Genomic DNA, 22453 nt, shown 5'->3' with positions numbered 1-22453 from the left:
AGCGAAGCGACAGACGGAAGATCAAGATGTCATTACAGGTCTTCCGCATCCGGCCGTCTTTAGATACATTCAGATACAACTTGCGCTGCCCGTAGCGTAGGAAGCAGAATTGATCCGATGTTTGCGACGGAATGATCCGTCGACGTCGAAGCATGACCTTCAAGGAAGCAGGTGAGCGCATGAGTGGACCCATCCTCCGGGTCGAGGGGATCAGCAAAGGATTCCCCGGCGTGCAGGCGCTGAAGGACGTGCACCTCGAGGTGCACGCCGGCGAGGTGCTGGTGCTCGTGGGCGAGAACGGCGCGGGAAAGTCGACCCTGATGAAGATCCTCTCGGGGATCTACACCAAGGACGAGGGCACGATCACGTTCGAGGGCCGGGAAGTCGAGCTCACGAGCCCCCTCCAGGCGCAGGAGCTCGGCATCACGATCATCCATCAGGAGCTCAACCTGATGCCTGATCTGACCGTGGCGCAGAACATCTACGTGGGCCGAGAGCCCACCACGGGGCCGTTCCTGTCGGAGCGCAAGCTGAACGCGCAGACGGCCGAGCTGCTGCAGCGCCTCGACATCCACCTGAACCCCCGGCAGCTCGTCGGCGAGCTCACGGTGGCCGAGCAGCAGATGGTCGAGATCGCCAAGGCGCTGTCCTTCAACGCCAAGGTCCTGATCATGGACGAGCCCACCTCGGCCCTCACCGACACCGAGGTCGAGACGCTCTTCGTGCTGATCGAGCAGCTCAAGGCGCGGGGCACCGGGATCGTCTACATCTCGCATCGCATGGACGAGCTGCGCCGTCTGGCCGACCGCGTGACCGTCCTGCGCGACGGCACATACATCGGATCACTCGACAGGGCCGAGATCACCATCCCGACGATCATCGAGATGATGGTCGGACGGGTGATCGACGAGGGAACCCGCCCCCAGGCCCGCGAGCACGCGAACGATCCGGTGGTCCTCGAGGTGCAGGGGCTGTCGACCAAGACCCTCCTCAAGGACGTCTCGTTCCAGCTCCACAAAGGCGAGATCCTCGGCTTCGCCGGGCTGATGGGCGCGGGGCGCACGGAGACCGCCAGGGCCGTGATCGGGGCCGACCACCGCGACAGCGGCACGATCTCCATCGACGGTCGCATGGTGCGGATCGCCCAGCCGGCGGATGCGGTGCATCACGGCGTCGGCTACCTCTCGGAGGACCGCAAACTGCTCGGTCTCATGCTCGAGCAGGACGTGACGTTCAACACCGTGCTCGCCTCGCTCGGCTCCTATGCCAACGGCATCGGATGGATGGGCGACAGCAAGGCCAAGAACCGCACCAAGGACTACGTGCAGCAGCTGCGCATCAAGACGCCGTCGGTGAACCAGGTCGTCAAGCTCCTCTCCGGAGGCAACCAGCAGAAGGTCGTCATCGCCCGGTGGCTGATGCGCGACTGCGACATCCTCATCTTCGACGAGCCGACCCGAGGGATCGACGTCGGCGCGAAGGAGGAGATCTACCGCCTCATGCAGCAGCTCGCCGACGCGGGCAAGTCCATCATCGTCATCTCGTCCGAGCTCCCCGAGATCCTCCGGGTCGCGAACCGCATCGCCGTGTTCGCGAACGGTCGCATCACCGGGACGCTCCGCAACGAGGAAGCCAGCCAGGAGAAGATCATGCAACTCGCAGCCCATGGGGAGGAAGACTGATGAGCACCCCGCAGCAGCCCGGATCGTCGACGACGACGATCATCCAGACCGCCGTGAACGAGAACACGGACAAGAGGGATGTCGGCGCATTCCTGAAGCGGCAGTTCCAGCAGTCGCTCGCGTTCGGCACACTCATCGTGCTGGTCATCTTCTTCTCGATCGCCAGCCCGAACTTCTTCACCTTCAGCAACATCGCCACCGTGCTGCTGTCGACCGCCGTCATCGGCATCCTCGCCCTCGGCACCACGTTCGTCATCATCACCGGCGGGATCGACCTGTCGATCGGGACGGGCATGGCGCTGTGCGCCGTGATGACCGGCGTCATCGTCACCAACCTCGGCCTCCCGGTCTGGCTCGGGGTGATCGGCGGTATCGCGACCGGCGTGTTGATGGGGCTGATCAACGGCGTCAACATCACGTTCCTGCGGCTGCCTCCGTTCATCGCGACGCTGGCCATGATGATGATCGCCGGCGGCCTCGCCCTCGTGATCTCGAACGTCGCGCCGATCTACTTCTCAACTTCGGCTCCCGACTTCAAGAAGATCGCCCTCGGCGTGATCATCCCCGGCATCCCGAACGCCGTGCTCATCACCGCCGCCCTCGCGATCGTCGCCTGGCTCGTGCTGTCGAAGACCCTCCTCGGCCGCTACACCTTCGCGATCGGCTCGAACGAGGAGGCCACCCGCCTCTCCGGTGTGAACACCCGCCGCTGGACGATCCTCATCTACATGTTCGCCGGAGCCTTCACCGGCATCGCGGGCATCGTCATCGCGGCCCGCCTCGACTCCGCCCAGCCGCAGATCGGCACCGGGTACGAGCTGCAGGCCATCGCGGCCGTGATCATCGGCGGCACATCGCTGCTCGGTGGGCGCGGTTCGATCCTCGGCACCGTGATCGGCGCGCTGATCATGAGCGTCCTCGTCAACGGCCTGCGGATCATGTCGATCCAACCCGAGTGGCAGAACATCGTCGTCGGCGTCGTCGTCCTGCTCGCCGTCTTCCTCGATTCGCTGCGCAACCGGCAGCGCACCTGAGACCAGGGCGGCGGCGAAACCCGTGCCCGCTGCCGTCCCACCCGGACCCGTCCGGAACCGCGGAGCGATCCGCACAGGCACCAGGAATGTCCCATCACGTCGGCCTGGCCGGCACCACACAGAACCATCCGACTCGTATTCAAACAATGGAGTTCTCATGAAATTCGGGAAGAAGACCGCATTCGCGGCCCTCGTGGCCGCATCCGCGCTGGTGTTCGCCGGCTGTGCCGGCGGCGGTGACGTGATCGAGGAGGGCTCCGGCGGCGACACCGGCAGCGGCGACGGCGAGATGTACATCGCCCTCGTCTCGAAGGGCTTCCAGCACCAGTTCTGGCAGGCCGTCAAGAAGGGCGCCGAGCAGAAGGCCGAGGAGCTCGGGGTGACGATCACCTTCGACGGCCCCGCCGCCGAGACCGAGATCGCACAGCAGCTCGAGATGCTGACCGCCGCGATCGACAAGAACCCGGATGCCATCGCCTACGCCGCACTCGACCCCGAGGCGTGCGTCGCTCCGCTCGAGCAGGCGAAGTCGAAGGACATCCCCGTCGTGTACTTCGACGCACCCTGCAACGGCGACGTGGGCCTGAGCCTCGCAGCCACCGACAGCAAGGTCGCCGGTGCGCTGGCCGCCGAGCACATGGCCGACCTGATCGGCGGCGAGGGCGAGGTCGCCATCGTGGGCCACTCGCAGATCAACTCGACCGGAGTCGAGCGTCGTGACGGCTTCGTCGAGAAGATCGAGGCGGACTACCCCGACATCGAGATCGTCGACATCCAGTACGGCGACGGCGACCACCTGAAGTCGGCCGACATCGCCAAGACGATCATCGCCGCCCACCCCGACCTCAAGGGCATCTACGGCACCAACGAGGGCTCCGCGATCGGCGTCGTGAACGCCGTCAACGAGTTGGGCCTGGAGAAGGGCAAGATCACCATCGTCGGCTTCGACTCCGGTGCCGCGCAGATCAACGCCATCAAGGACGGCACCATGGCCGGCGCGATCACGCAGGACCCGATCGGCATCGGCGAGCAGGTCGTCCAGGCCGCGTACGACGCGGCCAACGGCGACGACGTCGAGGAGTTCTACGACACCGGTTCGTACTGGTACGACAAGAGCAACATCGAGGACGAGAAGATCGCCGCGGTGCTCTACGAGTGACACCCCGCTGAACGAAAAAGCCCCTCACCGTCGGGTGGGGGGCTTCTTCGCGTCCGGGAGCGCCGTGAGGGGAGGCGTTCGGGGACGGATGTCGGGAGGACTCCCGGATGCAGGAAGGAGCCCCGGCGATTCGCCCGACATGTGTGCTTTCTCCCGACGGGTGCACGGGCCGGTGGTCGGAGTTCGACGATCGAGTCCGGGAATCGAGGTCAGGATCTGTCCGGGGCGGCTGTCAGAGTGATCTCGACGAAAGGACACCCACCATGAGCAGCACACCCGCCCTCCCTGCCGGATCGAACACCGTCAACCCCTTCCTCATGACCGATGACGCCGCCCGCATCATCGACTTCGTGATCGAGGTCTTCGAGGCGACCGACGTCCCCGAGGCCCGCACCGTCGACACCGACGGCCTGATCCTGCACTCCGAGCTGCGCATCGGCGATTCCGTCATCACCGTCGCCGACCGAAAGCCCGACTGGCCCTTCACCCCGGGATTCATCCAGGTGTACGTCGACGACGTCGAGGGAACGCTCGCACGAGCCGTCGGACTCGGCGCCCGTATCGTGACGAGGCCGACGGACTTCTTCGGAGACACGTTCTCGCGCTTCGCCGATCCTTCGGGAAACCTCTGGTGGGTCTACGCCCATGTTCCGCAGGAGCAGGTGTGGGATGCCGACGGAGCGGACGCCGCCTCGTGGAGTGGCTCTGGGGACGGTGAAGAGGCGGACGATCACGGTGCCGCCGAAGAGGACTGGTCGAGCTTCACCTCGCCCGAGCTCGAGTACATCCACGAAAGCCTCGTCGAGGCGATGGCATCTTTGCGGGATCCCCGGCTCGATCGCTGAATGGCGTGGTCGTCGGAGGCGGCAGAGGAGGAAGGTGAGCTGCGACGAACCTGATCAGGGCGCGAGGGCCAGCAGCTGGGCCGGTGTGGTCACGAGCATCCGGTGCACGGCCTCGTCGCCCACGGCCGCGCGGAGGCGGGGGAGGTAGCGGTCGCCGAGGTAGGCGAGTCCGGGCATGCCGCCGTAGGCGATGTACCGCGAGCGCCGGGCGACGTCGCCGCCGAGCACGACCCGATGACCGGCGCCGCGCTCGACCACCGCGACCGTCAGGGCGAGCAGCTCCGCATCGGAGCGGGTGCGCGGACGAGCGAAGCCGTCGTAGCCGAGGTGAGCCCCGCGTTCGGCCAGGGACGCGTGCAGGCCGGGGTCGGGGTCGCGATCGGCATGCGCGAGCACGACACGGTCGGCTGCCACGCCCTCGGACGCGAGCAGGTCGAGCACCTCGTGGGCCGCGGTGCCGAACTCCAGATGCACCATGACCGGAGCGCCCGTCACGCGGTGCGCCTCGGCGACGGCGAGCAGGGTGGTGCGCTCGAACGGGCTGATGCGCCAGTAGTCGGCGCCGCCCTTGAGTATCCCTGCGCGCACCGGGCCGCCATCGGGCGCTGCGGCCAGGGGCACCTCCGGTGCTTCGAAGATCTCCGCGTCGTCGGCGGGCATCCCGCGCGTGATGTCGGCGATGAACAGCGCGGCCAGCCGATCGGCGGTCCACGCCTGCATCGGATGGTCGGCGCCGTAATGGGCCTCACGGTGCCGTCCGGTCGTCGCGACGATGCGGAGCCCGGTCGAGGCGCTGATCCGGGCGAGCGCTCCCGGGGCGCGCGCGAGGCCGAACGGCGTGGCATCCACCATCGTCTCGAATCCGCTCGCCTGCAGCAGAGCCGCTTCCTCCCCTGAGGCCTTCTCGTCGTCGAGCTCATCGCCCGGCAGCAGCGGCGACACCTGGAACAGGTGCTCGTGGTAGTTCACCCGCCCGAGGAGCGCAGGGTCGATGTCGCCGAGCACGGTGCGGACGACGGCGGGCATCAGCGCACCGACTCCGCGGCCTCGGCGAGTCGCTCGACCACCTCGGGGGTCAGGTCGAGCTCGAACACGTCGGCCACCACCTGCGACCAGCCGTGGATGAAGTAGCGCCAGCCGTCGACAACGTGCAGCCCACGTGCGGATGCCTGCGCCTCGGCCTGGTGGAGGAACTCGAGCGAGCCGCGGTAGTTGAACTCCCACGCGTACCCGCCCTGTGGGAAGACCACCGCATCGCTCAGGGGTGAGCCGGGCCGGTCCTTGCCGAGCCCGGTCGCGTTGGCGATCACGGAACCGGCGGGGGCTGCGGACACCAGCGCATCGGCGTCTGCGGGAGATGCGGTCACGACGTACTCGATCAGCCCCTCGCGGGTGCCGTGCTGGCGGTGCACCTCGCGCAGGTGGTCGAGCTTGTCCTGCGTGCGGGCGGTGACCGTGATCTTCGCCGGGGCGTCGTCGCGTTCGGCCAGGGCCCAGCTCAGCGCGGTGCCCGAGCCGCCGGCCCCGAGGATCACGACCTCGGCTCCGGTACGGGTGAAGTGGTCGGCGGGAAGGAACTCGTTCAGCGCGAGGTCGACCGTGATCGGGTCTTTGGCACGGCCCGACAGGATCGGTCCGCGCTTCGAGATGCTGGAGATCTCGGAGCACGACACCGCGAACGGGTCGAGCTCGTCGAAGAGGTCGGCGGCCGCGGCGTACACGTTCATCTTGTGCGTGGTCACGAGGGCCCCGCGGTGATGCGGGTCGTCGCGGATCTGCTCCACCATGGCGCGGTACTGCGCGGAATCGGCATCCATCGGCAGGTCGTGGCCGACCAGGGTGCGGGTCGGCAGGTGCAGGATGTCGGCCCAGAGCGGGAAGACCTTCACGATCGACGACGACGCCGTGGTCACCCCGACGAAGCCCATGTAGTCGGCGGATGCCGTGGCGGGCGCGATGCTGACGGCGTCGGTGGTGGTCATCGGGTCTCCTCGGGGACGGGGACGGGGTGGGTGGGCTCGGCACCTGCGAGGATCGCGATGACATCGGCGAGCGAGAGGGAACCCATGTTGTCGACCGCCTGGGTGGTCTGGGCGCCGAGGTGCGGTGTCACGATCACGCGGTCGGCGAGTTCCGGGGCGAGCAACGGACTGTCGTGGGCAGCCGTATCGCCGTCGAGGGTGTCGGCGGCGTAACCGGCGAGAGTGCCGTCGTGCAGCGCCTGTGCCACGGCGGCCTCGTCGATCAGGTCGCCGCGGGCGGTGTTGACCAGTACGGTTCCCGGTCGCATGCCGGCGAGACGGTCGGCGTCGACGAGCCGTTGCCCACCCGGAGCGTGCAGCGTGATGACGTCGGCGGCGCGGAACAGGTCGTCGATCGAGACGGGTTCCGCACCTCGAGCCCGCACGACCTCGTCGGGAAGGAACGGATCGGCCGCCAGCACGCGCGACCCGAAGCCGCTCAACCGTGCAGCGACCCCCTGTCCGATCCGACCGAAGCCGACGATCCCGACGGTCGCGGCACCGAGCTCCCGCCCGCGACGCACGCTCCAATCGCCGAGGCGCACGCGGCGGTCTCCGTCCGGCACGAAGCGGAGCGCGGCGAGCATGAGGCCGACGGCGTGATCGGCGACCGCGTCGGCGTTGGCGCCGGGGGTGTTGGTCACCGGGATGCCGCGCTCTCTCGCAGCCGCGAGGTCGACCGACTCGGTGCCGACGCCGTAGCGGGCGAGCACCTTGAGCTTCGGAGCCGCGGCGAAGTGCGCATCCGTGACGGCTCCGGTGCCCGCGATCCAGGCATCGGCACCGTGCAGCAGCGACCGCAGCTCGTCGAGGTCGTGGTGCGCGGGTCCCCGGAGGATGCGGTGCCCGGCCTGAGCCGCGCGTTCGACGAGGTCGAGGTCGCCGTCCGAGAACGAGCGGCTGGTGACGAGGATGACGCTCATCAGCGCGGCCGTCCGGCGAACCACGGAGCGAGCGCCGTGTACGCGTCGACGAAGCGGGTGTGCCGGTCGGCATAGACGGCGTGACGGGCGGCATCCGGGGTGAACTCGGCCGTGACCTCGCTCAGAGCACGCGCGGCCGAGAAGTCGGTGAGACCGAGCCCGACCGCGGCGGTGACGGCGGCGCCGAGACTGTTCGCCTCTTCGACGATCGTCCGGCGGCGCACGGGCACGCCCCACACGTCCGCGAGCACCGAGAGGTACACATCGCTCTGCGCTCCGCCGCCGACCGCGTCGATGCGGTCGATCGTGGCACCGGCTTCGCGGAACGCCTGGATGCAGCTGAGCAGGTTGAACGCGGTGCCCTCGAGCACGGCCCGCACGAGGTGCGACCTGCCGTGGTGGCGGGCGAGGCCGACGAACGCGCCCCGGGCATCCGGATCCCACATCGGAGAGCGCTCGCCGAGGAGGTAGGGGAGGAAGTAGAGGTCGTCGGTGTCGACGGCGGCGGAGGCCTCGGCCGTCAGACGTGGGGTCTCGGGGTGTGCGGGGTCGGGGGAGAGCGCCTCGGCGATCCACTGCACCGAGGCTCCGCCCGCCTGCATGGTGGCAGTGGGCACGAACGATCCGGGCACGACGTTGTCGAACGTGAAGGTGCGCATCGCGGAGTCGTGCAGCGGGGCGTCGGCGGCGAACGAGATCCACGACGATGTGCCCAGGCACACGTAGGCGCCATCCTCCGGTGCGACGATGCCGGAGCCGACGGCGGCCATCGGACCGTCGCCTCCTCCCATCACCACGCGGACGCGCGCCGGCAGGCCGAGTGCCTCGGCGGCGGCATCCGTCAGCGTGCCGGCGATCTGTGTGGATTCCAGGATCTCGGGGAACAGTGCGGGGTCGAGGCGCGCGGCCTGCAGGACCTCCGCCGACCACGTGCCGGTCGCCTGGTCATAGGCGTTCGTGCCGGATGCGTCGGAGCGATCGGTCGCGAGGCGCCCGGTGAGGCGCAGCACGATGAAGTCCTTCGCGACGCACACGCGTCGCACGCGCGCCCAGGTGTCCGGCTCGTTGTCGCGCACCCACATGATCTTCTCGACGGAGTACGTGGGGTTGAGCCGGTGCCCCAGGATGCCGTAGGCGCGCTCGGCGCCGATCGCGGTCTCGAGCTCGCGCTGCTGCGCACCGGACCGGGTGTCGGCCCAGATGATCGCGGGGCGTGCCGGTTCGCCGTCGCCATCGAGCAGGACGGCGCCCATCATCTGACCGCTCACCACGAGTCCGGCGACGTCGGTCGGAGCCGTGCCGGTGCGGGCGATCAGATCGCGTGTGGCCGCGACGACGGCGTCCCACCAGTCGACGGGATTCTGCTCGGCGACGCCACCCGCGGCGAAGTGCGCGGGGTAGGGGACCGTGACCGAGGCGATCAGACGGCCGTCGTCGTGGTGCAGCGACGCCTTGTTCCCGGTGGTGCCCAGGTCGTGCGCGATGATCATGGCCGGAGCCTATTCCGCGTAGGGACGCAGGTCGACGCCGGAGGTCGCGCGGTAGGCGCGCGAACCCATACCGTGCTCCAGTACCCATCCGTAGTCGTGCCCGGCCCCTCCCGGGTAGACCGCGAGGAAGGCGTAGGGCTCGTCGCCGACGTTGACCGAGCGGTGCGCCCAACCGGGCGGGATGTAGCCGATTGTGCCGGGCAGCATGTCGAGCCACTCGGTGCGTTCGCCGTCGAACATGAGCAGTCCGCCCCGGCCCTTGAGCGCCAGGTAGATCTCGCCCTGATGGTCCGGATGCTGGTGGCCCTTCGTCATCCAGAGCTCGCCGGCGGTGTCGCCGGGCATGATCGTGGTGATCGACTGCGGCAGTTCGCGGTCGGCCTCGGGCACGGGGGAGCTGACGACCGTGTAGACCACCGGGTTCTCGCCGACGGATGCTGCGGCCCAGGCATCCGCGTCGAGGAAAAGTCCTTCGAGGTCGGACATCCGCCGGGTGAGGGTCGGTCCTTCGGGCGAGAGCGTCAGCTTCTCGGCGTCGAACGCGATCGCCATCGGAGAGATCGGCGGGGTGTGGAACTCGGGCATCGGTGCTCCTCGTAACGGATGCTGCGGCGCTGCGCAACCTGTAATGACAGGTTCACTGTACCTGTTATGACAGGTTGCGTCCAGAGGGGCTTGCGCTCGCGCGCGATCTACTGCGCGCATCTGCGCGCGGCGCGCCGCGGTGTCGGAGTTGGCCCTCCGGTCGCAGTTGGTGCCGCCTGCTGCTGCTCCGGTCGCAGTTGGTGCCGCCTGACCGGGAAGAATCCGGCACGAACTGCGACCGGAGCGCGGAGGAGGGTGGGAGGGGAGCGTGGGGGGCGACCGGAGCGCGGAGGAGCGTGGGCGGCCGGAGGGTGGGGGCGACCGGAGCGCCGGAGCGGCCGGAGCGTGGGAGCGGCCGTGGAGGTCGGCTGGAGCCGCGCCGGCTCAGGCTCCGGCGCGGCGCGCGCGATACGCGGCGACGGCGTTGCGGTTCGCGCAGGTGGTGGAGCAGTACCGTTTCGAGCGGTTGCGGGAGAGGTCGAGCGCGACCGCTTGACACGTGTCGTCGTCGCACACGGTGAGGCGCGATCCTTCGTCGGAGCGGATGACGTCGATCAGGGCCATCGCGGTCTCGATCAGCACGCGCTCGGCCAGCGGATGGTCATCGGCCACGGCGTGCAGATGCCAGTCGGCACCGTCGTGACGCAGCAGTCGAGGGGTGAGCCGGGACTCGGCGAGGGCGTCGTTGACGAGTGCGGCCATTTCGTCGCGCGGTGCGAGCAGCATGGCGCGCAGCCGCGGGCGAAGGCGGCGGAGGGAGGCGAGTTCTTCTGCGTCGTGGTCGAGCCGACCGGTGTACGGGAACTCGCGGAGGAACGCGATCTCGTCCTCGATGTCGACCAGTGTGTCCGGGTCTTCGGCCGAGTTGACGAGCCAGACGGCCGCGCGGAGGCCCTCCTCCGTGTCATCGGTGAAGATCATGTTGACATCTTACAGTCCCCGCGCGTAGCGTCATCGATCATGAGCAAGGTGAGCAATGACACTCCCGGAATGCCGCATGGCGCGCGCTGGGGGCTGCCGCTCGCCATCGCAGCGGCGCTGTCCTTCGGGATGTCGGGTGGGTGGGCACGCGGGCTCATCGACGCGGGGTGGACGCCCGGGGCCGCGGTCCTCGCGCGCATCGGGGTCGCCGCCCTCGTGCTGCTCGTTCCGACGCTCGTGTCTCTCCGAGGAAGATGGGGGCTGCTGCGTCGCAACGCCGGCATGGTCCTGGCGTACGGGCTGCTCGCGGTCGCCGCCACCCAGCTCTTCTACTTCCAGGCCGTGGCCGTGATGGATGTGGGGCTGGCGCTGCTCATCGAGTACACGGCGCCGGTCGCGGTGCTGCTGTGGCTGTGGATCCGGCGGGGCGAGCGCCCGAGCCGCAAGAGCGTCATCGGCGCGGCCATCGCCTTCGTCGGGCTGGTGCTCATGCTCGACATCCTCACCGGAGCCGACGTGAACGTGGCCGGGATCCTGTGGGCTCTGGGCGCGATGGTCGGGGCCGCCGCCTACTTCGTGCTGTCGGCCAAGGCTGATACGGGGCTGCCTCCGATCGCCCTCGCGGGAAGCGGGTTGCTGCTCGGGGCGCTCGGGCTCGCCGCCGCCGGGGCGATCGGCGTCCTGCCGATCACGTGGACGACCGATGACATCGCCTACCGGTTCGGCAGCGTGCCCTGGTTCGTGCCCGTGCTGGCGATGGGCGTCGTCGCGACAGCGCTCGCGTATCTGCTCGGCATCGCCTCGACGCGGATGCTGGGTTCGCGGCTCGCATCCTTCGTCGCGCTCGCCGAGGTCGTGGCCGCGCTCCTGTTCGGGTGGTTGCTGCTCGGACAGCTTCCCGACCTGCTGCAGGCGCTCGGCGGAGTGCTCGTGCTCGTGGGGGTCGTGGTGGTCAAGCTCGGTGAACCCGTCGCTCCGGAGTTGGTGGAGCCCGTGCCTTCCTCGCGCAATGTATACCGGGCGTCCGCTCCCAAAGACTGAAGCGCCAGACGGAGCCCCTTTATGTATACACTGAGGGCATGACTCTTGCCGTCGAGCGCCTCTCCGCGAGTGATCGCGCCTACACGGCCCTGCTCGACGACATCCAGTCCGGCGCTCTTCCGGCCGGGTTCGTGCTCGGCGAGGTCGAGCAGGCGGAGCGCCTCGGCGTCAGCCGCACCCCGATGCGCGAGGCCCTCCGCAGGCTCGCCGCCGACGGGCTCGTCGTGCAGCAGTCGCCTCGGGTCACCGTCGTCGCCGACCTGGATGCCGACGACATCCGCTCCCTCTTCGAGATCCGCCGCGCGCTCGAGGAGAGCTCGGCCCGTATCGCGGCCGCCCGCGGGGATGACCGCTTGTTCGCCGCGCTGGCCGAGGAGTTCGCGCACGTGGACCTCGCGGCAGCCGAGGGCCGCGATGCCTACTACGCCCTGATCGCCCGGTTCGACGCCGCCCTCGACGCGGCGGTCGCGAACGACTACATCGCCTCGGCCCTGCGCACCGTGCGCACGCACCTCGTGCGTGTGCGCCGGATGGCCCGCGACAAGCCCGCTCGGCTCGCAGCCTCCGCCGCCGAGCACCGCACGATCGCCGAGGCGCTCGCTGCCCGCGACGGCGACCTCGCCGCCCATGCCACCCACGTGCACCTGCACAACGCCCTCGCCGGCATCCTCGACTCCCTCGACTCCAGCAACCGTGAAGGATAAGAAATGACCGTCTCCCACCACGTCCGTGTATACGCGAGCTCCGAGAACCTCGCACGCGAAGACCAGCTCGCCTGGAAGATCGCCGAGGTCGCCGCCGACCAGGTCGAGGTCGAGCAGGACGTCGTCGACATGATCATCAACCGCATCATCGACAACGCCTCGGTGGCCGCGGCATCCCTGACCCGCGCGCCGATCAACGCCGCGCGCGCGCAGGCTTTCAGCCACCCCGTCTCGACCGGCGGCGTCGGCGCGAACCTGTTCGGCGCCGCTCTCGACCACCGCACCAGCCCCGAGTGGGCGGCCTGGGCGAACGGCGTGGCCGTGCGCGAACTCGACTATCACGACACGTTCCTGGCCGCCGAGTACTCGCACCCGGGCGACAACATCCCGCCGATCCTCGCGGTCGCCCAGCACACCGGCAAGGACGGGCGGGCGCTCGTGCGCGGCATCGCCACGGGCTACGAGATCCAGATGGACCTGGTGCGGGCGATCTGCCTGCACAAGCACAAGATCGACCACGTCGCCCACCTCGGTCCGTCGGCCGCGGCCGGGATCGGCACCCTGCTCGGCCTCGACGTCGAGACGATCTACCAGGCCGTCGGCCAGGGCCTGCACACCACCACCGCCACGCGCCAGAGCCGCAAGGGCGAGATCTCGACCTGGAAGGCGCACGCCCCGGCCTTCGCCGGAAAGATGGCCGTCGAAGCGGTCGACCGGGCCATGCGCGGACAGACCAGCCCCGCCCCGATCTACGAAGGCGAAGACGGCGTCATCGCCTGGATGCTCGACGGCAAGGACGCGTCCTACGACGTGCCGCTGCCCGCTGCGGGCGAGCCCAAGCGCGCGATCCTCGACTCGTACACGAAGGAGCACTCGGCCGAGTACCAGGCCCAGGCGCTCATCGACCTCGCTCGTAAGCTGGGGACCTCGAACCCGGCGCTGCGCGACCCCGCGAACATCGACTCGATCGTCATCCACACCAGCCACCACACGCACAACGTGATCGGCTCGGGGGCGAATGACCCGCAGAAGTACGACCCGACCGCCTCGCGCGAGACGCTCGACCACTCGGTGCCGTACATCTTCGCGGTGGCGCTGCAGGACGGCGGCTGGCACCACGTCGACTCCTACACGCCGGAGCGTGCGGGCCGCGCCGACACCGTCGCGCTGTGGCACAAGATCACCACGGCGGAGGATGCCGAGTGGACGCGCCGCTACCACTCCGAAGACCCCGACGAGAAGGCATTCGGCGGTCGCGTCGAGATCCGGCTCACCGACGGTTCGACCGTGGTCGACGAGATCGCCGTGGCCGACGCGCATCCGCTCGGAGCACGTCCCTTCGCGCGCGAGAACTACATCGCGAAGTTCCGTCTGCTCGCCGAGCCCGTGCTCGAGCCCGCCGAGATCGAGCGCTTCCTCGAGCTCGTGCAGCGCCTGCCCGAGCTGACGGCCGCCGAGGTCGGCGAGCTGTCGATCGTCGCGAAGCCCGGCCTGCTCGAGGCCGCCCCTGCCCCTGCGGGACTGTTCTGATGCCCTTCGACAAGCTCAGGGACCCAGGCCCCTGGGTTGCTGAGCCTGTCGAAGCACGATGACGAAGGAGATCTGATGCTGTACTCCACGATCACGCCCGCCGAGAAGCGGCGGCTGTTCCGGGAGCGGCTCGCGAGCGGCGAACTGCTGCGCTTTCCCGGAGCCTTCAACCCGCTGAGCGCCCGCTTGATCGAGCAGAAGGGCTTCGACGGCGTCTACATCTCCGGCGCCGTGCTCTCCGCCGACCTGGGCCTGCCCGACATCGGCCTCACGACGCTGACCGAGGTCGCCGGCCGCGCGAAGCAGATCGCCCGCATGACCGACCTCCCCGCGATCGTCGACGCCGACACCGGCTTCGGCGAGCCGATGAACGTCGCCCGCACGATCCAGGAGCTCGAAGATGCGGGCCTCGCCGGCACGCACATCGAGGACCAGATCAACCCGAAGCGCTGCGGCCACCTCGACGGCAAGGCCGTGGTCGACGAGAACACCGCGATCAAGCGGATCCGGGCCGCCGCCGACTCCCGCCGTGACGAGAACTTCCTCATCATGGCGCGCACCGACATCCGCGCGATCGAGGGTCTGGACGCGGCGATCGACCGTGCCAAGGCGCTGGTGGATGCCGGTGCCGACGCGATCTTCCCCGAGGCGATGCGCACGCTCGCCGAGTTCGAGGCGATGGCCGAGGCGCTGGACGTGCCGATCCTGGCGAACATGACCGAGTTCGGCAAGAGCGAGCTGTTCTCCACGGACCAGCTGCGTGACGCCGGCGTGAACCTGGTCATCTGGCCCGTGTCGCTGCTGCGCATCTCGATGGGGGCCGCGGGCCGTGCTCTCGATACGCTGAACGACGAGGGGCACCTGACCTCGAAGCTCGGCGAGATGCAGCACCGCGCCGATCTCTATGACCTGATCGACTACGAGTCGTACAACCACTTCGACTCCGGCGTCTTCAACTTCACAGTCGACAACACCGGTCGCTGAGCGCAGCGAAGCGGACATCCGACCCGGTCGCTGAGCGAGGAGCGAAGCGACGAGTCGAAGTACACGAAGGAGTGACCATGACCGAGCCGGACATCAAGAAGGGCCTCGCGGGGGTCGTCGTCGACACGACCGCGATCTCGAAGGTCAACCCCGAGACGAACAGCCTGCTGTACCGCGGCTACCCCGTGCAGGAGCTGGCGGACACGCAGCCGTTCGAGGCGGTCGCCTACCTCCTCTGGAACGGCGAGCTGCCGACGCCGGAAGAGCTCGCGGCGTTCCGTCTCGATGAGCGCACGCACCGCGCGCTCTCCGACAACGTCAAGGCCGCGATCGACCTGGTGCCGCTCGACGCCCACCCGATGGACGAGGTGCGCACCGCGGTCAGCCTGATCGGCGCCTCCGACCCCGGTGCGGGCGGATCGGTGCTCGACGCCGGTGGCAGCCCGGAGCAGAACCTCGAGCGCAGCATCCGCCTGTTCGCCGCTCTGCCGGCGATCGTCGCCTACGGTCAGCGTCGCCGCCGCGGGCAGGAGATCATCGCCCCGCGCGACGATCTCGACTACTCGGCGAACTTCCTCTGGATGACGTTCGGCGAAGAGGCGGACGACGTCGTGGTCGACGCATTCAACCGCTCGATGATCCTCTACGCCGAGCACTCCTTCAACGCCTCGACGTTCACGGCGCGCGTGATCACCTCGACCCTGAGCGACATCTACTCGGCAGTGGTCGGTGCGATCGGCGCCCTCAAGGGTCCGCTGCACGGTGGCGCCAACGAGGCTGTGCTGCACATCTTCGACGACATCGGCACGGCCGACAACGTCGTGCCCTGGCTCGATGCGGCTCTCGCCGAGAAGCGCAAGATCATGGGCTTCGGGCACCGCGTCTACAAGAAGGGCGACTCCCGGGTGCCGACCATGAAGGCGGCGCTCGACACCCTCGTGGAGCACTACGACCGGCCCGAGGTCGCCGCCCTCTACGACGCCCTCGAGTCCGAGTTCGTCGCGCGCAAGGGCATCTACCCGAACCTCGACTACCCGTCGGGTCCGGCGTACAACCTGATCGGATTCGACACACTGACCTTCACGCCGCTCTTCGTGGCCGCGCGGGTCACCGGGTGGACCGCGCATGTGATCGAGCAGGCCGGGTCGAACGCGCTGATCCGTCCGCTGTCGCACTACGACGGCCCGGACGAGCGGCACGTCGAGAGCTGAGCTGCAGTGACCGAAGGCCCCGATGTGTCGAGCACATCGGGGCCTTCTGCCGTGCTTAGCGCGGTGCGATCCCCGCGGTCAAGGCGGTGCGACGAATTCTCCCGCGGAGTAAGACAGATGCCGGGGCGATTTCGCCCGCGTACGAAGGAGGGCTCATGTCCGCATCCGACGCCACCGTCAAGGAGGTCAGGTCGCTTGTCCCGGCACGCATGGACCGGCTGCCGTGGTCGCGATTCCACTGGATGATCGTCGTCGGACTCGGGTTCTCCTGGATCCTCGACGGGCTCGAGGTGCAGATCGTCGCCGCGAACGGTTATGCCGCGACCCTGGGCATGGGCCCGGCCGAGGTCGGCCTCGCCGGCACGTGCTACCTGCTGGGTCAGGTGTTCGGTGCGCTCGTGTTCGGACGCCTCGCCGATCGCCTCGGCCGCAAGAACCTCTTCCTCGTCTCGCTCGCGGTGTATCTGGTCGGATCCGCGATCGCCGGTCTCTCCTTCGCTCCCTGGTTCTTCTACATCTGGCGGTTCGTGGCGGGCGCGGGCATCGGCGGTGAGTATGCGGCCATCAACTCGGCCATCGACGAGATCATCCCGGCGAAGTACCGCGGTCGCGTCGACATCGCGATCAACGGCACCTACTGGGGTGGAGCGGCCCTCGGCGCCGTGGCGAACATGTTCTTCCTCAACACCGACATCCTCCCCGCCGACCTCGGCTGGCGGCTCAGCTTCTTCGTCGGACCAGTGCTCGGCATCCTCATCATCTGGCTGCGCCGTCACATCCCGGAGAGCCCGCGCTGGCAGATGACGCACGGGCGCGAGGACGAGGCCGAGCGCAACGTCGACCAGATCGAGGAGCGCATCCGCAAGGAGGGCAAGACGATCGACCCGGTCGACGAGAGCAAGGCGATCACCGTCAAGGAGTACGGCAGCGTCCCGTTCCTCGTCATCGCGAAGGTGCTGTTCAAGAAGTACCCTCGGCGCACGCTGGTCGGCATCACGATGATGGTCACCCAGTCGTTCCTCTACAACGCGATCTTCTTCACCTACGCCCTCGTGCTGGAGAACTTCTACGACACTCCGCCGGCCTCGGCGTCGCAGTACTTCATCGTGTTCGCGGTCGGGAACCTCGCCGGCGCGCTCATCCTCGGGCACTTCTTCGACACCTGGGGCCGGCGGCGGATGCTGTTCTCGACCTATGTGCTCGCGGGCCTGATCCTCCTCGTCAGCGCGTTCCTGTTCAACGCCGGCGTGCTGAATGCGGCCACCCACACGGCGTTCTGGTGCGCGTCGTTCTTCTTCGCCTCGGCCGGTGCGTCGGCGGCGTACCTGACGGTGAGCGAGATCTTCCCGCTGGAGCTGCGCAGCCAGGTGATCTCGTACGTCTTCTCGATCGGGCAGCTCGTCGGCGCCATCGCTCCGGTGCTCTACGGGTCGCTGATCGGCGCGAGTGCCGAGTCGGGCGACCGCGGTCCGCTGTTCTGGGGGTACGTGCTCGGCGCGGCGATCATGATGTTCGGTGGCGTCGTCTGCGGCATCTTCGGGGTGAGCGCGGCGGGCAAGTCGCTCGAGGACATCGCGGATCCGCTGTCGCTCGTGGACTCGCCGGATGAGGGGGTCTCGCCGGGGAAGGGGACCTGAGTCAGCGGGCGAGCCAGCTCCGCAGCGAACGGGTGACGAACGGCAGCACCCAGTACGCCATGATCGGCGTGAGCACGAGGGTCGTGACGAGCACGCGGAGCCAGATCGGCAGCTCGTTCCATCCGGGCACCGGGCTCATCGCGTAGGTGAACGCGAGGTTGACCGGGAAGAACCCCAGCCAGATCGAGGTCGCCTGCTTCCAACGCGGGGGAGCGGGGGCGACGGTGACCGTCTCGGTCGTGCCGTCGGCTGCCGGGAGTGTGATCGTGCCGGTGGTCGGCTCATCGAACCAGCCCTCGATCCCGGTGCGCCGCTTGGAGCGCTCGCTGCGCACGAAGCCCTCGCCCATCGAGAGCCACCAGGCCCGCTCGGCCGACTGCTCCCACGCGGTGAGCGAGTCCTCGCTCGCGAACCGGTACAGCATGTGCCAGACCTGCGAGTCCTCGCCGGCGCGCACCCAGCCCGAGCCGAGGAAGCCCGGATACTTCGTCGCGAGGTTCACCCCGGTCTGCACCCAGGCTGTCGCCTCGACGATGCGCTCGGGGTCGACTTCGCGGCGGATGGACACGGTGAGGGGTTCGGACATGGTGCGGTCCTCGGGGGAACGGGCGGCCGGGGTCGGGACGCCGAAGCGGATGCGCCAGGGGTGGCGGCGCATCGTCGATTCTAATTCGGATGCGGGGCTTCGCAGGCCGCTTCCGGCCCGGACGGAGAGGACCCCCGCCGACCCGATTCGGCGGGGGTCTCGCGGCGTGGGCGCCGCGACGGGAGCGAGAGCGCTCACCGTGCGCGCGGTAGACGTGACACCCGATCCGGTCTGAGTCTCTGTCCGCGCACTTGCAGTTGTACCCGGGCGAGATGACGCGGTGGTGAACGGGGCGCGAACAACCGCGATTCATGGCACTCGGGTCGCGAAGCCCAAATACAAGGATGTCCTAGTAAATATCCGGTACTCCGAGTAAACTCCTCATTGTGCCAACGACGGCACGGAGGGATGTCACACAATGACTCGTACTATCCCGCACTTCGTGGGCGGATCGCTTCTCACCCCCGACGCCGGTCGCTTCGCCGACGTGTTCGATCCGAGCACCGGCGCCGTGCAGGCGCGTGTGCCGCTCGCCTCGACCGACGAGGTGCGCCGCGTGATCGCGAACGCCGAAGAGGCCCAGGTCGCGTGGGCCGCGACCAACCCCCAGAAGCGCGCTCGTGTGCTGCTGCGGTTCCTCGACCTGGTGCAGCGCGAGATGACGTCACTCGCCGAGCTCCTCGCGAGCGAGCACGGCAAGACGGTCGACGATGCGAAGGGCGACATCCAGCGCGGACTCGAGGTCATCGAGTTCTCGGCCGGAGCGCCCCACCTGCTGAAGGGCGAGTACTCGACGGGTGCGGGAACCGGCATCGACGTGTACTCGATGCGGCAGCCGCTCGGGGTCGTCGCCGCGATCACGCCGTTCAACTTCCCCGCGATGATCCCGCTCTGGAAGGCCGGCCCTGCGCTCGCCGCCGGAAACGCCGTCGTCCTCAAGCCCAGCGAGCGCGACCCCTCGGTGCCGGTCCGGCTGGCGGAACTGTTCCTCGAAGCGGGCCTCCCCGCCGGGGTCCTCAACGTCGTGCACGGCGACAAGGAGGCCGTCGACGCGCTGCTCACCGACGACCGCATCCGTGCCGTCGGATTCGTCGGCTCCACGCCCATCGCCGAGTACATCTACGCGACCGCGACGGCCCACGGCAAGCGCGCCCAGTGCTTCGGCGGCGCCAAGAACCACATGATCGTGATGCCGGATGCCGACCTCGACCAGGCCGTCGACGCGCTGATCGGCTCGGGCTACGGCTCGGCAGGCGAGCGCTGCATGGCCATCTCGGTCGCGGTCCCGGTGGGGCAGGAGACGGCGGATGCTCTCGCCGCCAAGCTCGCCGAACGCGTCGCGCAGTTGCGGGTCGGCCCCTCGCTCTCGGCCGACGTCGACTACGGACCCCTGGTCACGAGCGCGGCCGTCGAACGGGTCGAGGGCTACATCCAGCAGGGCATCGACGAGGGGGCGACGCTCCTCGCCGATGGCCGGGGCTTCACCGTGGAAGGTCACGAAGAGGGCTTCTACCTCGGACCGACCCTGTTCGACCACGTCACCACCGACATGGCGATCTACCGCGAGGAGATCTTCGGTCCGGTGCTGGTGATCGCCCGCGCCGCCGACTATGAGGAGGCGCTGCGGATGGCGTCCGAGCACGAGTACGGCAACGGTGTCGCGATCTTCACCCGCGACGGCGATGCCGCCCGCGACTTCGCCGCACGCGTCGAGGTGGGGATGGTCGGCGTGAACGTCCCGATCCCGGTGCCGATCGCGTATTACACGTTCGGCGGTTGGAAGCGCAGCGGCTTCGGCGACCTCAACCAGCACGGCACCGACGCGTTCCGCTTCTACACGAAGACCAAGACGGTGACGAGCCGTTGGCCCGCGGCGGGCATCCGCGACGGAGCCAGCTTCGTCATCCCCACCATGCACTGATCCCACGTCCGTCACGAGATCCCACAAGGACACATGATGACCATGACCACCGTCACCACCACCGCCGAGGAGCGCGAGGCCATCCTCGCCGCCGTCCGCGAGTTCGCCGAAGCCGAGCTCGCCCCCTTCGCCGCCGAGCGCGACGAGAAGCACCTCTTCCCGCGTGAATCGCTGAACCGCGGCGGTGAGCTCGGACTCGGCGGCATCTACGTGCGCGAGGACTTCGGCGGAACCGGCCTGAGCCGCACCGACACCGTGGCGATCTTCGAGGAGCTCGCCAAGGGCGACCCGGCGGTCGCCGCGTACATCTCGATCCACAACATGGTCGTGTGGATGATCGACACCTACGGCGACGAGACCCAGCGTGCGGCGTGGCTGCCGAAGCTCACCGCGATGGCGGAGTTCGGCGGCTACTGCCTCACCGAGCCGGGAGTCGGGTCGGATGCCGCGAACGTCGCGACCAGTGCCGTCCGCGAGGGTGACGACTACGTGCTCACCGGGATGAAGCAGTTCATCTCCGGTGCCGGCGAAGCCGCCGTGTACGTCGTCATGGCGCGCACGGGGGAGCCCGGCGCCCGCGGCATCAGCGCGTTCCTGGTTCCCGGCGACGCCGAGGGGCTGAGCTTCGGCCCGCTCGAGAAGAAGATGGGATGGCACGCGCAGCCGACCCGTCAGGTGATCTTCGACGGCCTCCGCGTTCCGGCATCCGCCATGCTCGGCGACGAGGGGCGCGGCTTCGCGATCGCGATGTCGGCGCTCAACGGCGGTCGCCTCAACATCGCCGCCTGCTCGCTCGGAGGAGCGGAGTGGGCGCTCGACAGGGCGGTGCGGTACGTGCATGAGCGGGTCGCGTTCGGGGAGCCGCTCGCCGAGAAGCAGTCGATCCTGTTCGCGATCGCCGACATGCGCACCGAACTGCACGCGGCCCGGCTCATGGTGCGCGACGGAGCGCAGGCGGTCGACGAGCACGCACCCGACGCGACCATGCGCTGCGCGATGGCCAAGCGGTTCGCCACCGATGCCGGCTTCGAGGTCGCCAACCGGGCGCTGCAGCTGCACGGCGGCTACGGGTACCTGCAGGACTACGGGATCGAGCGGGTGGTCCGCGACCTTCGGGTGCACCAGATCCTGGAAGGGACGAACGAGATCATGCGACTGATCGTCGGACGCGAGATGCTGCGACCCGCGGGCTCGACGTCGATGCGGAGTGCGTCATGACGCGTGTGGCGTTCCTCGGCCTCGGGCACATGGGGCTGCCGATGGCGAAGAACCTCGTCGCCGCCGGCCACGAGGTGCACGGCTTCGACCTCGTCCCCGCGGCCATCGAGGCGGCCCAGGCAGCCGGCATCCCGGTGGCGGCGAGTGGGGCGGATGCCGTGGCCCATGTGGATGTCGTCATCACGATGTTCCCCGCGGGGAAGCACGTGATCGAGGCGTATCGCACGGAGCTGCTCGCGGCGGCCCGGCCGAACACCCTCTTCATCGAGTCGTCGACCATCGCCGTCGACGAGGCTCGTGCCGCCCACGCGCTCGCGATCGCCGCGGGGCACCGCAACGTCGACGCCCCTGTCTCGGGCGGCGTCGTCGGCGCCGAGAACGGAACGCTCGCGTTCATGGTCGGCGGCTCGGATGACGACTTTGCGGCAGCGCTCCCGTTGCTCGAGGTCATGGGGAAGCGCATCGTGCACTGCGGTGGACCCGGACTCGGCCAGGCGGCGAAGGTCTGCAACAACATGGTGCTCGCTGTCTCGCAGATCGCCGTCGCCGAGGCTTTCGTGCTGGGGGAGCGGCTCGGCCTCGAGCACCAGGCGCTGTTCGACGTCGTCTCGCAGGCATCCGGTCAGTGCTGGTCGATCACGACCAACTGCCCTGTTCCGGGTCCCGTGCCCACGAGCCCGGCCAACCGCGACTACCAGCCCGGTTTCGCGGGGGCGCTGATGGCGAAGGACCTCGGCCTCGCGCTGCAGGCGATCGAGCAGACCTCGACGGATGCGCGTATGGGCCGACTCGCCCAGGAGCTGTATGCCGCTTTCGCCGCGGGCGACGGTGCGACGCGGGACTTCTCCGGCATCATCACCGACATCCGCGACGGCGTCGTCTGACGCGGCCGTGAGGGGTCACAACACGCCGCGCCCCCCGCGCGGAATGCGGCGTGTTGTGACCCCTCACGCGACGGGTG

The 22453-nt window shown here is 68.8% G+C and carries 20 protein-coding genes; 13 read left to right on the top strand and 7 right to left on the bottom strand.

Annotated features, from left to right (window positions below; all coding sequences use genetic code 11):
• Nucleotides 1-179: 179 nt before the first annotated feature.
• From ACWGO6_RS06325 to ACWGO6_RS06310, 4 genes are all read left to right on the top strand, one after another.
• The gene (locus ACWGO6_RS06325; RefSeq protein ID WP_452326207.1) at nt 180-1682 is read left to right on the top strand and encodes a sugar ABC transporter ATP-binding protein; all 1503 of its coding nucleotides are present in this window, start codon (nt 180-182) and stop codon (nt 1680-1682) included.
• Complete coding sequence (locus tag ACWGO6_RS06320; RefSeq protein WP_205820392.1) at nt 1682-2716, top strand: ABC transporter permease; 1035 nt, start codon at nt 1682-1684, stop codon at nt 2714-2716. The genes ACWGO6_RS06325 and ACWGO6_RS06320 overlap by 1 nt, the downstream gene beginning before the upstream one ends.
• A gap of 157 nt (nt 2717-2873) precedes the next feature.
• Entirely contained in the window at nt 2874-3875 is a 1002-nt protein-coding gene (locus ACWGO6_RS06315) for an ABC transporter substrate-binding protein (protein ID WP_136043261.1), read from the top strand.
• A 263-nt stretch (nt 3876-4138) separates the two neighbouring features.
• Nucleotides 4139-4720 carry a VOC family protein gene (locus tag ACWGO6_RS06310; protein ID WP_136043260.1) on the top strand — a complete coding sequence of 194 codons (582 nt, stop codon included), beginning with the start codon at nt 4139-4141 and terminating at the stop codon, nt 4718-4720.
• Between the two features lie 54 nt (nt 4721-4774).
• Here the strand turns inward: ACWGO6_RS06310 and ACWGO6_RS06305 are convergent, their stop codons facing one another.
• From ACWGO6_RS06305 to ACWGO6_RS06280, 6 genes are all read right to left on the bottom strand, one after another.
• Nucleotides 4775-5746, bottom strand: a complete 972-nt coding sequence (locus ACWGO6_RS06305) for a phosphotriesterase family protein (protein WP_452326206.1) — start codon at nt 5744-5746, stop codon at nt 4775-4777.
• A complete protein-coding gene (locus ACWGO6_RS06300; protein WP_452326205.1) occupies nt 5746-6702 on the bottom strand; it encodes a shikimate dehydrogenase family protein in 957 nt (318 codons plus the stop codon). Before ACWGO6_RS06300 ends, ACWGO6_RS06305 begins: the two co-directional genes overlap by 1 nt.
• Complete coding sequence (locus ACWGO6_RS06295) at nt 6699-7664, bottom strand: phosphoglycerate dehydrogenase (protein ID WP_452326204.1); 966 nt, start codon at nt 7662-7664, stop codon at nt 6699-6701. The genes ACWGO6_RS06300 and ACWGO6_RS06295 overlap by 4 nt, the downstream gene beginning before the upstream one ends.
• Nucleotides 7664-9154, bottom strand: a complete 1491-nt coding sequence (gene xylB, locus ACWGO6_RS06290) for a xylulokinase (RefSeq protein WP_136043256.1) — start codon at nt 9152-9154, stop codon at nt 7664-7666. The genes ACWGO6_RS06295 and xylB overlap by 1 nt, the downstream gene beginning before the upstream one ends.
• A 9-nt stretch (nt 9155-9163) precedes the next feature.
• On the bottom strand, nt 9164-9739 hold the full coding sequence (locus ACWGO6_RS06285; RefSeq protein ID WP_452326203.1) for a glucose-6-phosphate isomerase family protein: 576 nt from the start codon (nt 9737-9739) through the stop codon (nt 9164-9166).
• Between the two features lie 384 nt (nt 9740-10123).
• A complete protein-coding gene (locus ACWGO6_RS06280) occupies nt 10124-10660 on the bottom strand; it encodes a CGNR zinc finger domain-containing protein (protein ID WP_136040622.1) in 537 nt (178 codons plus the stop codon).
• A gap of 39 nt (nt 10661-10699) precedes the next feature.
• Here ACWGO6_RS06280 and ACWGO6_RS06275 point away from each other — a divergent pair, with 39 nt between their 5' ends.
• From ACWGO6_RS06275 to ACWGO6_RS06250, 6 genes are all read left to right on the top strand, one after another.
• Nucleotides 10700-11701: an EamA family transporter gene (locus ACWGO6_RS06275; RefSeq protein ID WP_452326202.1), complete on the top strand. Its 1002-nt coding sequence runs from the start codon at nt 10700-10702 to the stop codon at nt 11699-11701.
• Between the two features lie 38 nt (nt 11702-11739).
• The gene (locus ACWGO6_RS06270; RefSeq protein WP_376101210.1) at nt 11740-12405 is read left to right on the top strand and encodes a GntR family transcriptional regulator; all 666 of its coding nucleotides are present in this window, start codon (nt 11740-11742) and stop codon (nt 12403-12405) included.
• Between the two features lie 3 nt (nt 12406-12408).
• A complete protein-coding gene (locus ACWGO6_RS06265; RefSeq protein WP_376101209.1) occupies nt 12409-13935 on the top strand; it encodes an MmgE/PrpD family protein in 1527 nt (508 codons plus the stop codon).
• A 75-nt stretch (nt 13936-14010) separates the two neighbouring features.
• Nucleotides 14011-14919 carry a methylisocitrate lyase gene (gene prpB / locus ACWGO6_RS06260; protein WP_452326201.1) on the top strand — a complete coding sequence of 303 codons (909 nt, stop codon included), beginning with the start codon at nt 14011-14013 and terminating at the stop codon, nt 14917-14919.
• A gap of 77 nt (nt 14920-14996) precedes the next feature.
• Nucleotides 14997-16130: a bifunctional 2-methylcitrate synthase/citrate synthase gene (locus ACWGO6_RS06255; RefSeq protein WP_452326200.1), complete on the top strand. Its 1134-nt coding sequence runs from the start codon at nt 14997-14999 to the stop codon at nt 16128-16130.
• A 155-nt stretch (nt 16131-16285) separates the two neighbouring features.
• Nucleotides 16286-17767, top strand: coding sequence for an MFS transporter (locus ACWGO6_RS06250; protein WP_452326199.1), 1482 nt, complete (start codon nt 16286-16288; stop codon nt 17765-17767).
• A 1-nt stretch (nt 17768) separates the two neighbouring features.
• Here ACWGO6_RS06250 and ACWGO6_RS06245 read toward each other — a convergent pair whose 3' ends face one another.
• Complete coding sequence (locus ACWGO6_RS06245; protein ID WP_136040623.1) at nt 17769-18353, bottom strand: antibiotic biosynthesis monooxygenase; 585 nt, start codon at nt 18351-18353, stop codon at nt 17769-17771.
• Between the two features lie 418 nt (nt 18354-18771).
• Between ACWGO6_RS06245 and ACWGO6_RS06240 the strand changes: the two genes are divergently transcribed.
• From ACWGO6_RS06240 to mmsB, 3 genes are read left to right on the top strand one after another with little or no spacing between them, the layout of a single operon-like run.
• Nucleotides 18772-20274 (top strand): CoA-acylating methylmalonate-semialdehyde dehydrogenase, encoded by a 1503-nt coding sequence (locus tag ACWGO6_RS06240; RefSeq protein ID WP_452326198.1) that lies wholly within the window; start codon nt 18772-18774, stop codon nt 20272-20274.
• A 36-nt stretch (nt 20275-20310) separates the two neighbouring features.
• A complete protein-coding gene (locus tag ACWGO6_RS06235) occupies nt 20311-21492 on the top strand; it encodes an acyl-CoA dehydrogenase family protein (RefSeq protein ID WP_452326197.1) in 1182 nt (393 codons plus the stop codon).
• Nucleotides 21489-22376 (top strand): 3-hydroxyisobutyrate dehydrogenase, encoded by an 888-nt coding sequence (mmsB, locus tag ACWGO6_RS06230; RefSeq protein ID WP_452326196.1) that lies wholly within the window; start codon nt 21489-21491, stop codon nt 22374-22376. Before ACWGO6_RS06235 ends, mmsB begins: the two co-directional genes overlap by 4 nt.
• The last annotated feature ends 77 nt before the right edge of the window (nt 22377-22453 follow it).

The sequence above is a fragment of the Microbacterium sp. NPDC055665 genome, assembly GCF_053618035.1.
The sequence above is the reverse complement of the archived record's forward strand: the minus strand, read 5'-3'. Positions and strand labels throughout refer to the sequence as shown.

Coding starts and splice junctions, on each gene's coding strand:
- ACWGO6_RS06300 (WP_452326205.1), bottom strand. CDS start 6,702: ATGACCACCACCGACGCCGTCAGCATCGCGCCCGCCACGGCATCCGCC.
- ACWGO6_RS06325 (WP_452326207.1), top strand. CDS start 180: ATGAGTGGACCCATCCTCCGGGTCGAGGGGATCAGCAAAGGATTCCCC.
- ACWGO6_RS06265 (WP_376101209.1), top strand. CDS start 12,409: ATGACCGTCTCCCACCACGTCCGTGTATACGCGAGCTCCGAGAACCTC.
- mmsB (WP_452326196.1), top strand. CDS start 21,489: ATGACGCGTGTGGCGTTCCTCGGCCTCGGGCACATGGGGCTGCCGATG.
- ACWGO6_RS06285 (WP_452326203.1), bottom strand. CDS start 9,739: ATGCCCGAGTTCCACACCCCGCCGATCTCTCCGATGGCGATCGCGTTC.
- ACWGO6_RS06315 (WP_136043261.1), top strand. CDS start 2,874: ATGAAATTCGGGAAGAAGACCGCATTCGCGGCCCTCGTGGCCGCATCC.
- ACWGO6_RS06235 (WP_452326197.1), top strand. CDS start 20,311: ATGACCATGACCACCGTCACCACCACCGCCGAGGAGCGCGAGGCCATC.
- ACWGO6_RS06245 (WP_136040623.1), bottom strand. CDS start 18,353: ATGTCCGAACCCCTCACCGTGTCCATCCGCCGCGAAGTCGACCCCGAG.
- ACWGO6_RS06295 (WP_452326204.1), bottom strand. CDS start 7,664: ATGAGCGTCATCCTCGTCACCAGCCGCTCGTTCTCGGACGGCGACCTC.
- xylB (WP_136043256.1), bottom strand. CDS start 9,154: ATGATCATCGCGCACGACCTGGGCACCACCGGGAACAAGGCGTCGCTG.
- ACWGO6_RS06305 (WP_452326206.1), bottom strand. CDS start 5,746: ATGCCCGCCGTCGTCCGCACCGTGCTCGGCGACATCGACCCTGCGCTC.
- ACWGO6_RS06250 (WP_452326199.1), top strand. CDS start 16,286: ATGTCCGCATCCGACGCCACCGTCAAGGAGGTCAGGTCGCTTGTCCCG.
- ACWGO6_RS06280 (WP_136040622.1), bottom strand. CDS start 10,660: ATGATCTTCACCGATGACACGGAGGAGGGCCTCCGCGCGGCCGTCTGG.
- ACWGO6_RS06310 (WP_136043260.1), top strand. CDS start 4,139: ATGAGCAGCACACCCGCCCTCCCTGCCGGATCGAACACCGTCAACCCC.
- ACWGO6_RS06255 (WP_452326200.1), top strand. CDS start 14,997: ATGACCGAGCCGGACATCAAGAAGGGCCTCGCGGGGGTCGTCGTCGAC.
- prpB (WP_452326201.1), top strand. CDS start 14,011: ATGCTGTACTCCACGATCACGCCCGCCGAGAAGCGGCGGCTGTTCCGG.
- ACWGO6_RS06270 (WP_376101210.1), top strand. CDS start 11,740: ATGACTCTTGCCGTCGAGCGCCTCTCCGCGAGTGATCGCGCCTACACG.
- ACWGO6_RS06275 (WP_452326202.1), top strand. CDS start 10,700: ATGAGCAAGGTGAGCAATGACACTCCCGGAATGCCGCATGGCGCGCGC.
- ACWGO6_RS06240 (WP_452326198.1), top strand. CDS start 18,772: ATGACTCGTACTATCCCGCACTTCGTGGGCGGATCGCTTCTCACCCCC.
- ACWGO6_RS06320 (WP_205820392.1), top strand. CDS start 1,682: ATGAGCACCCCGCAGCAGCCCGGATCGTCGACGACGACGATCATCCAG.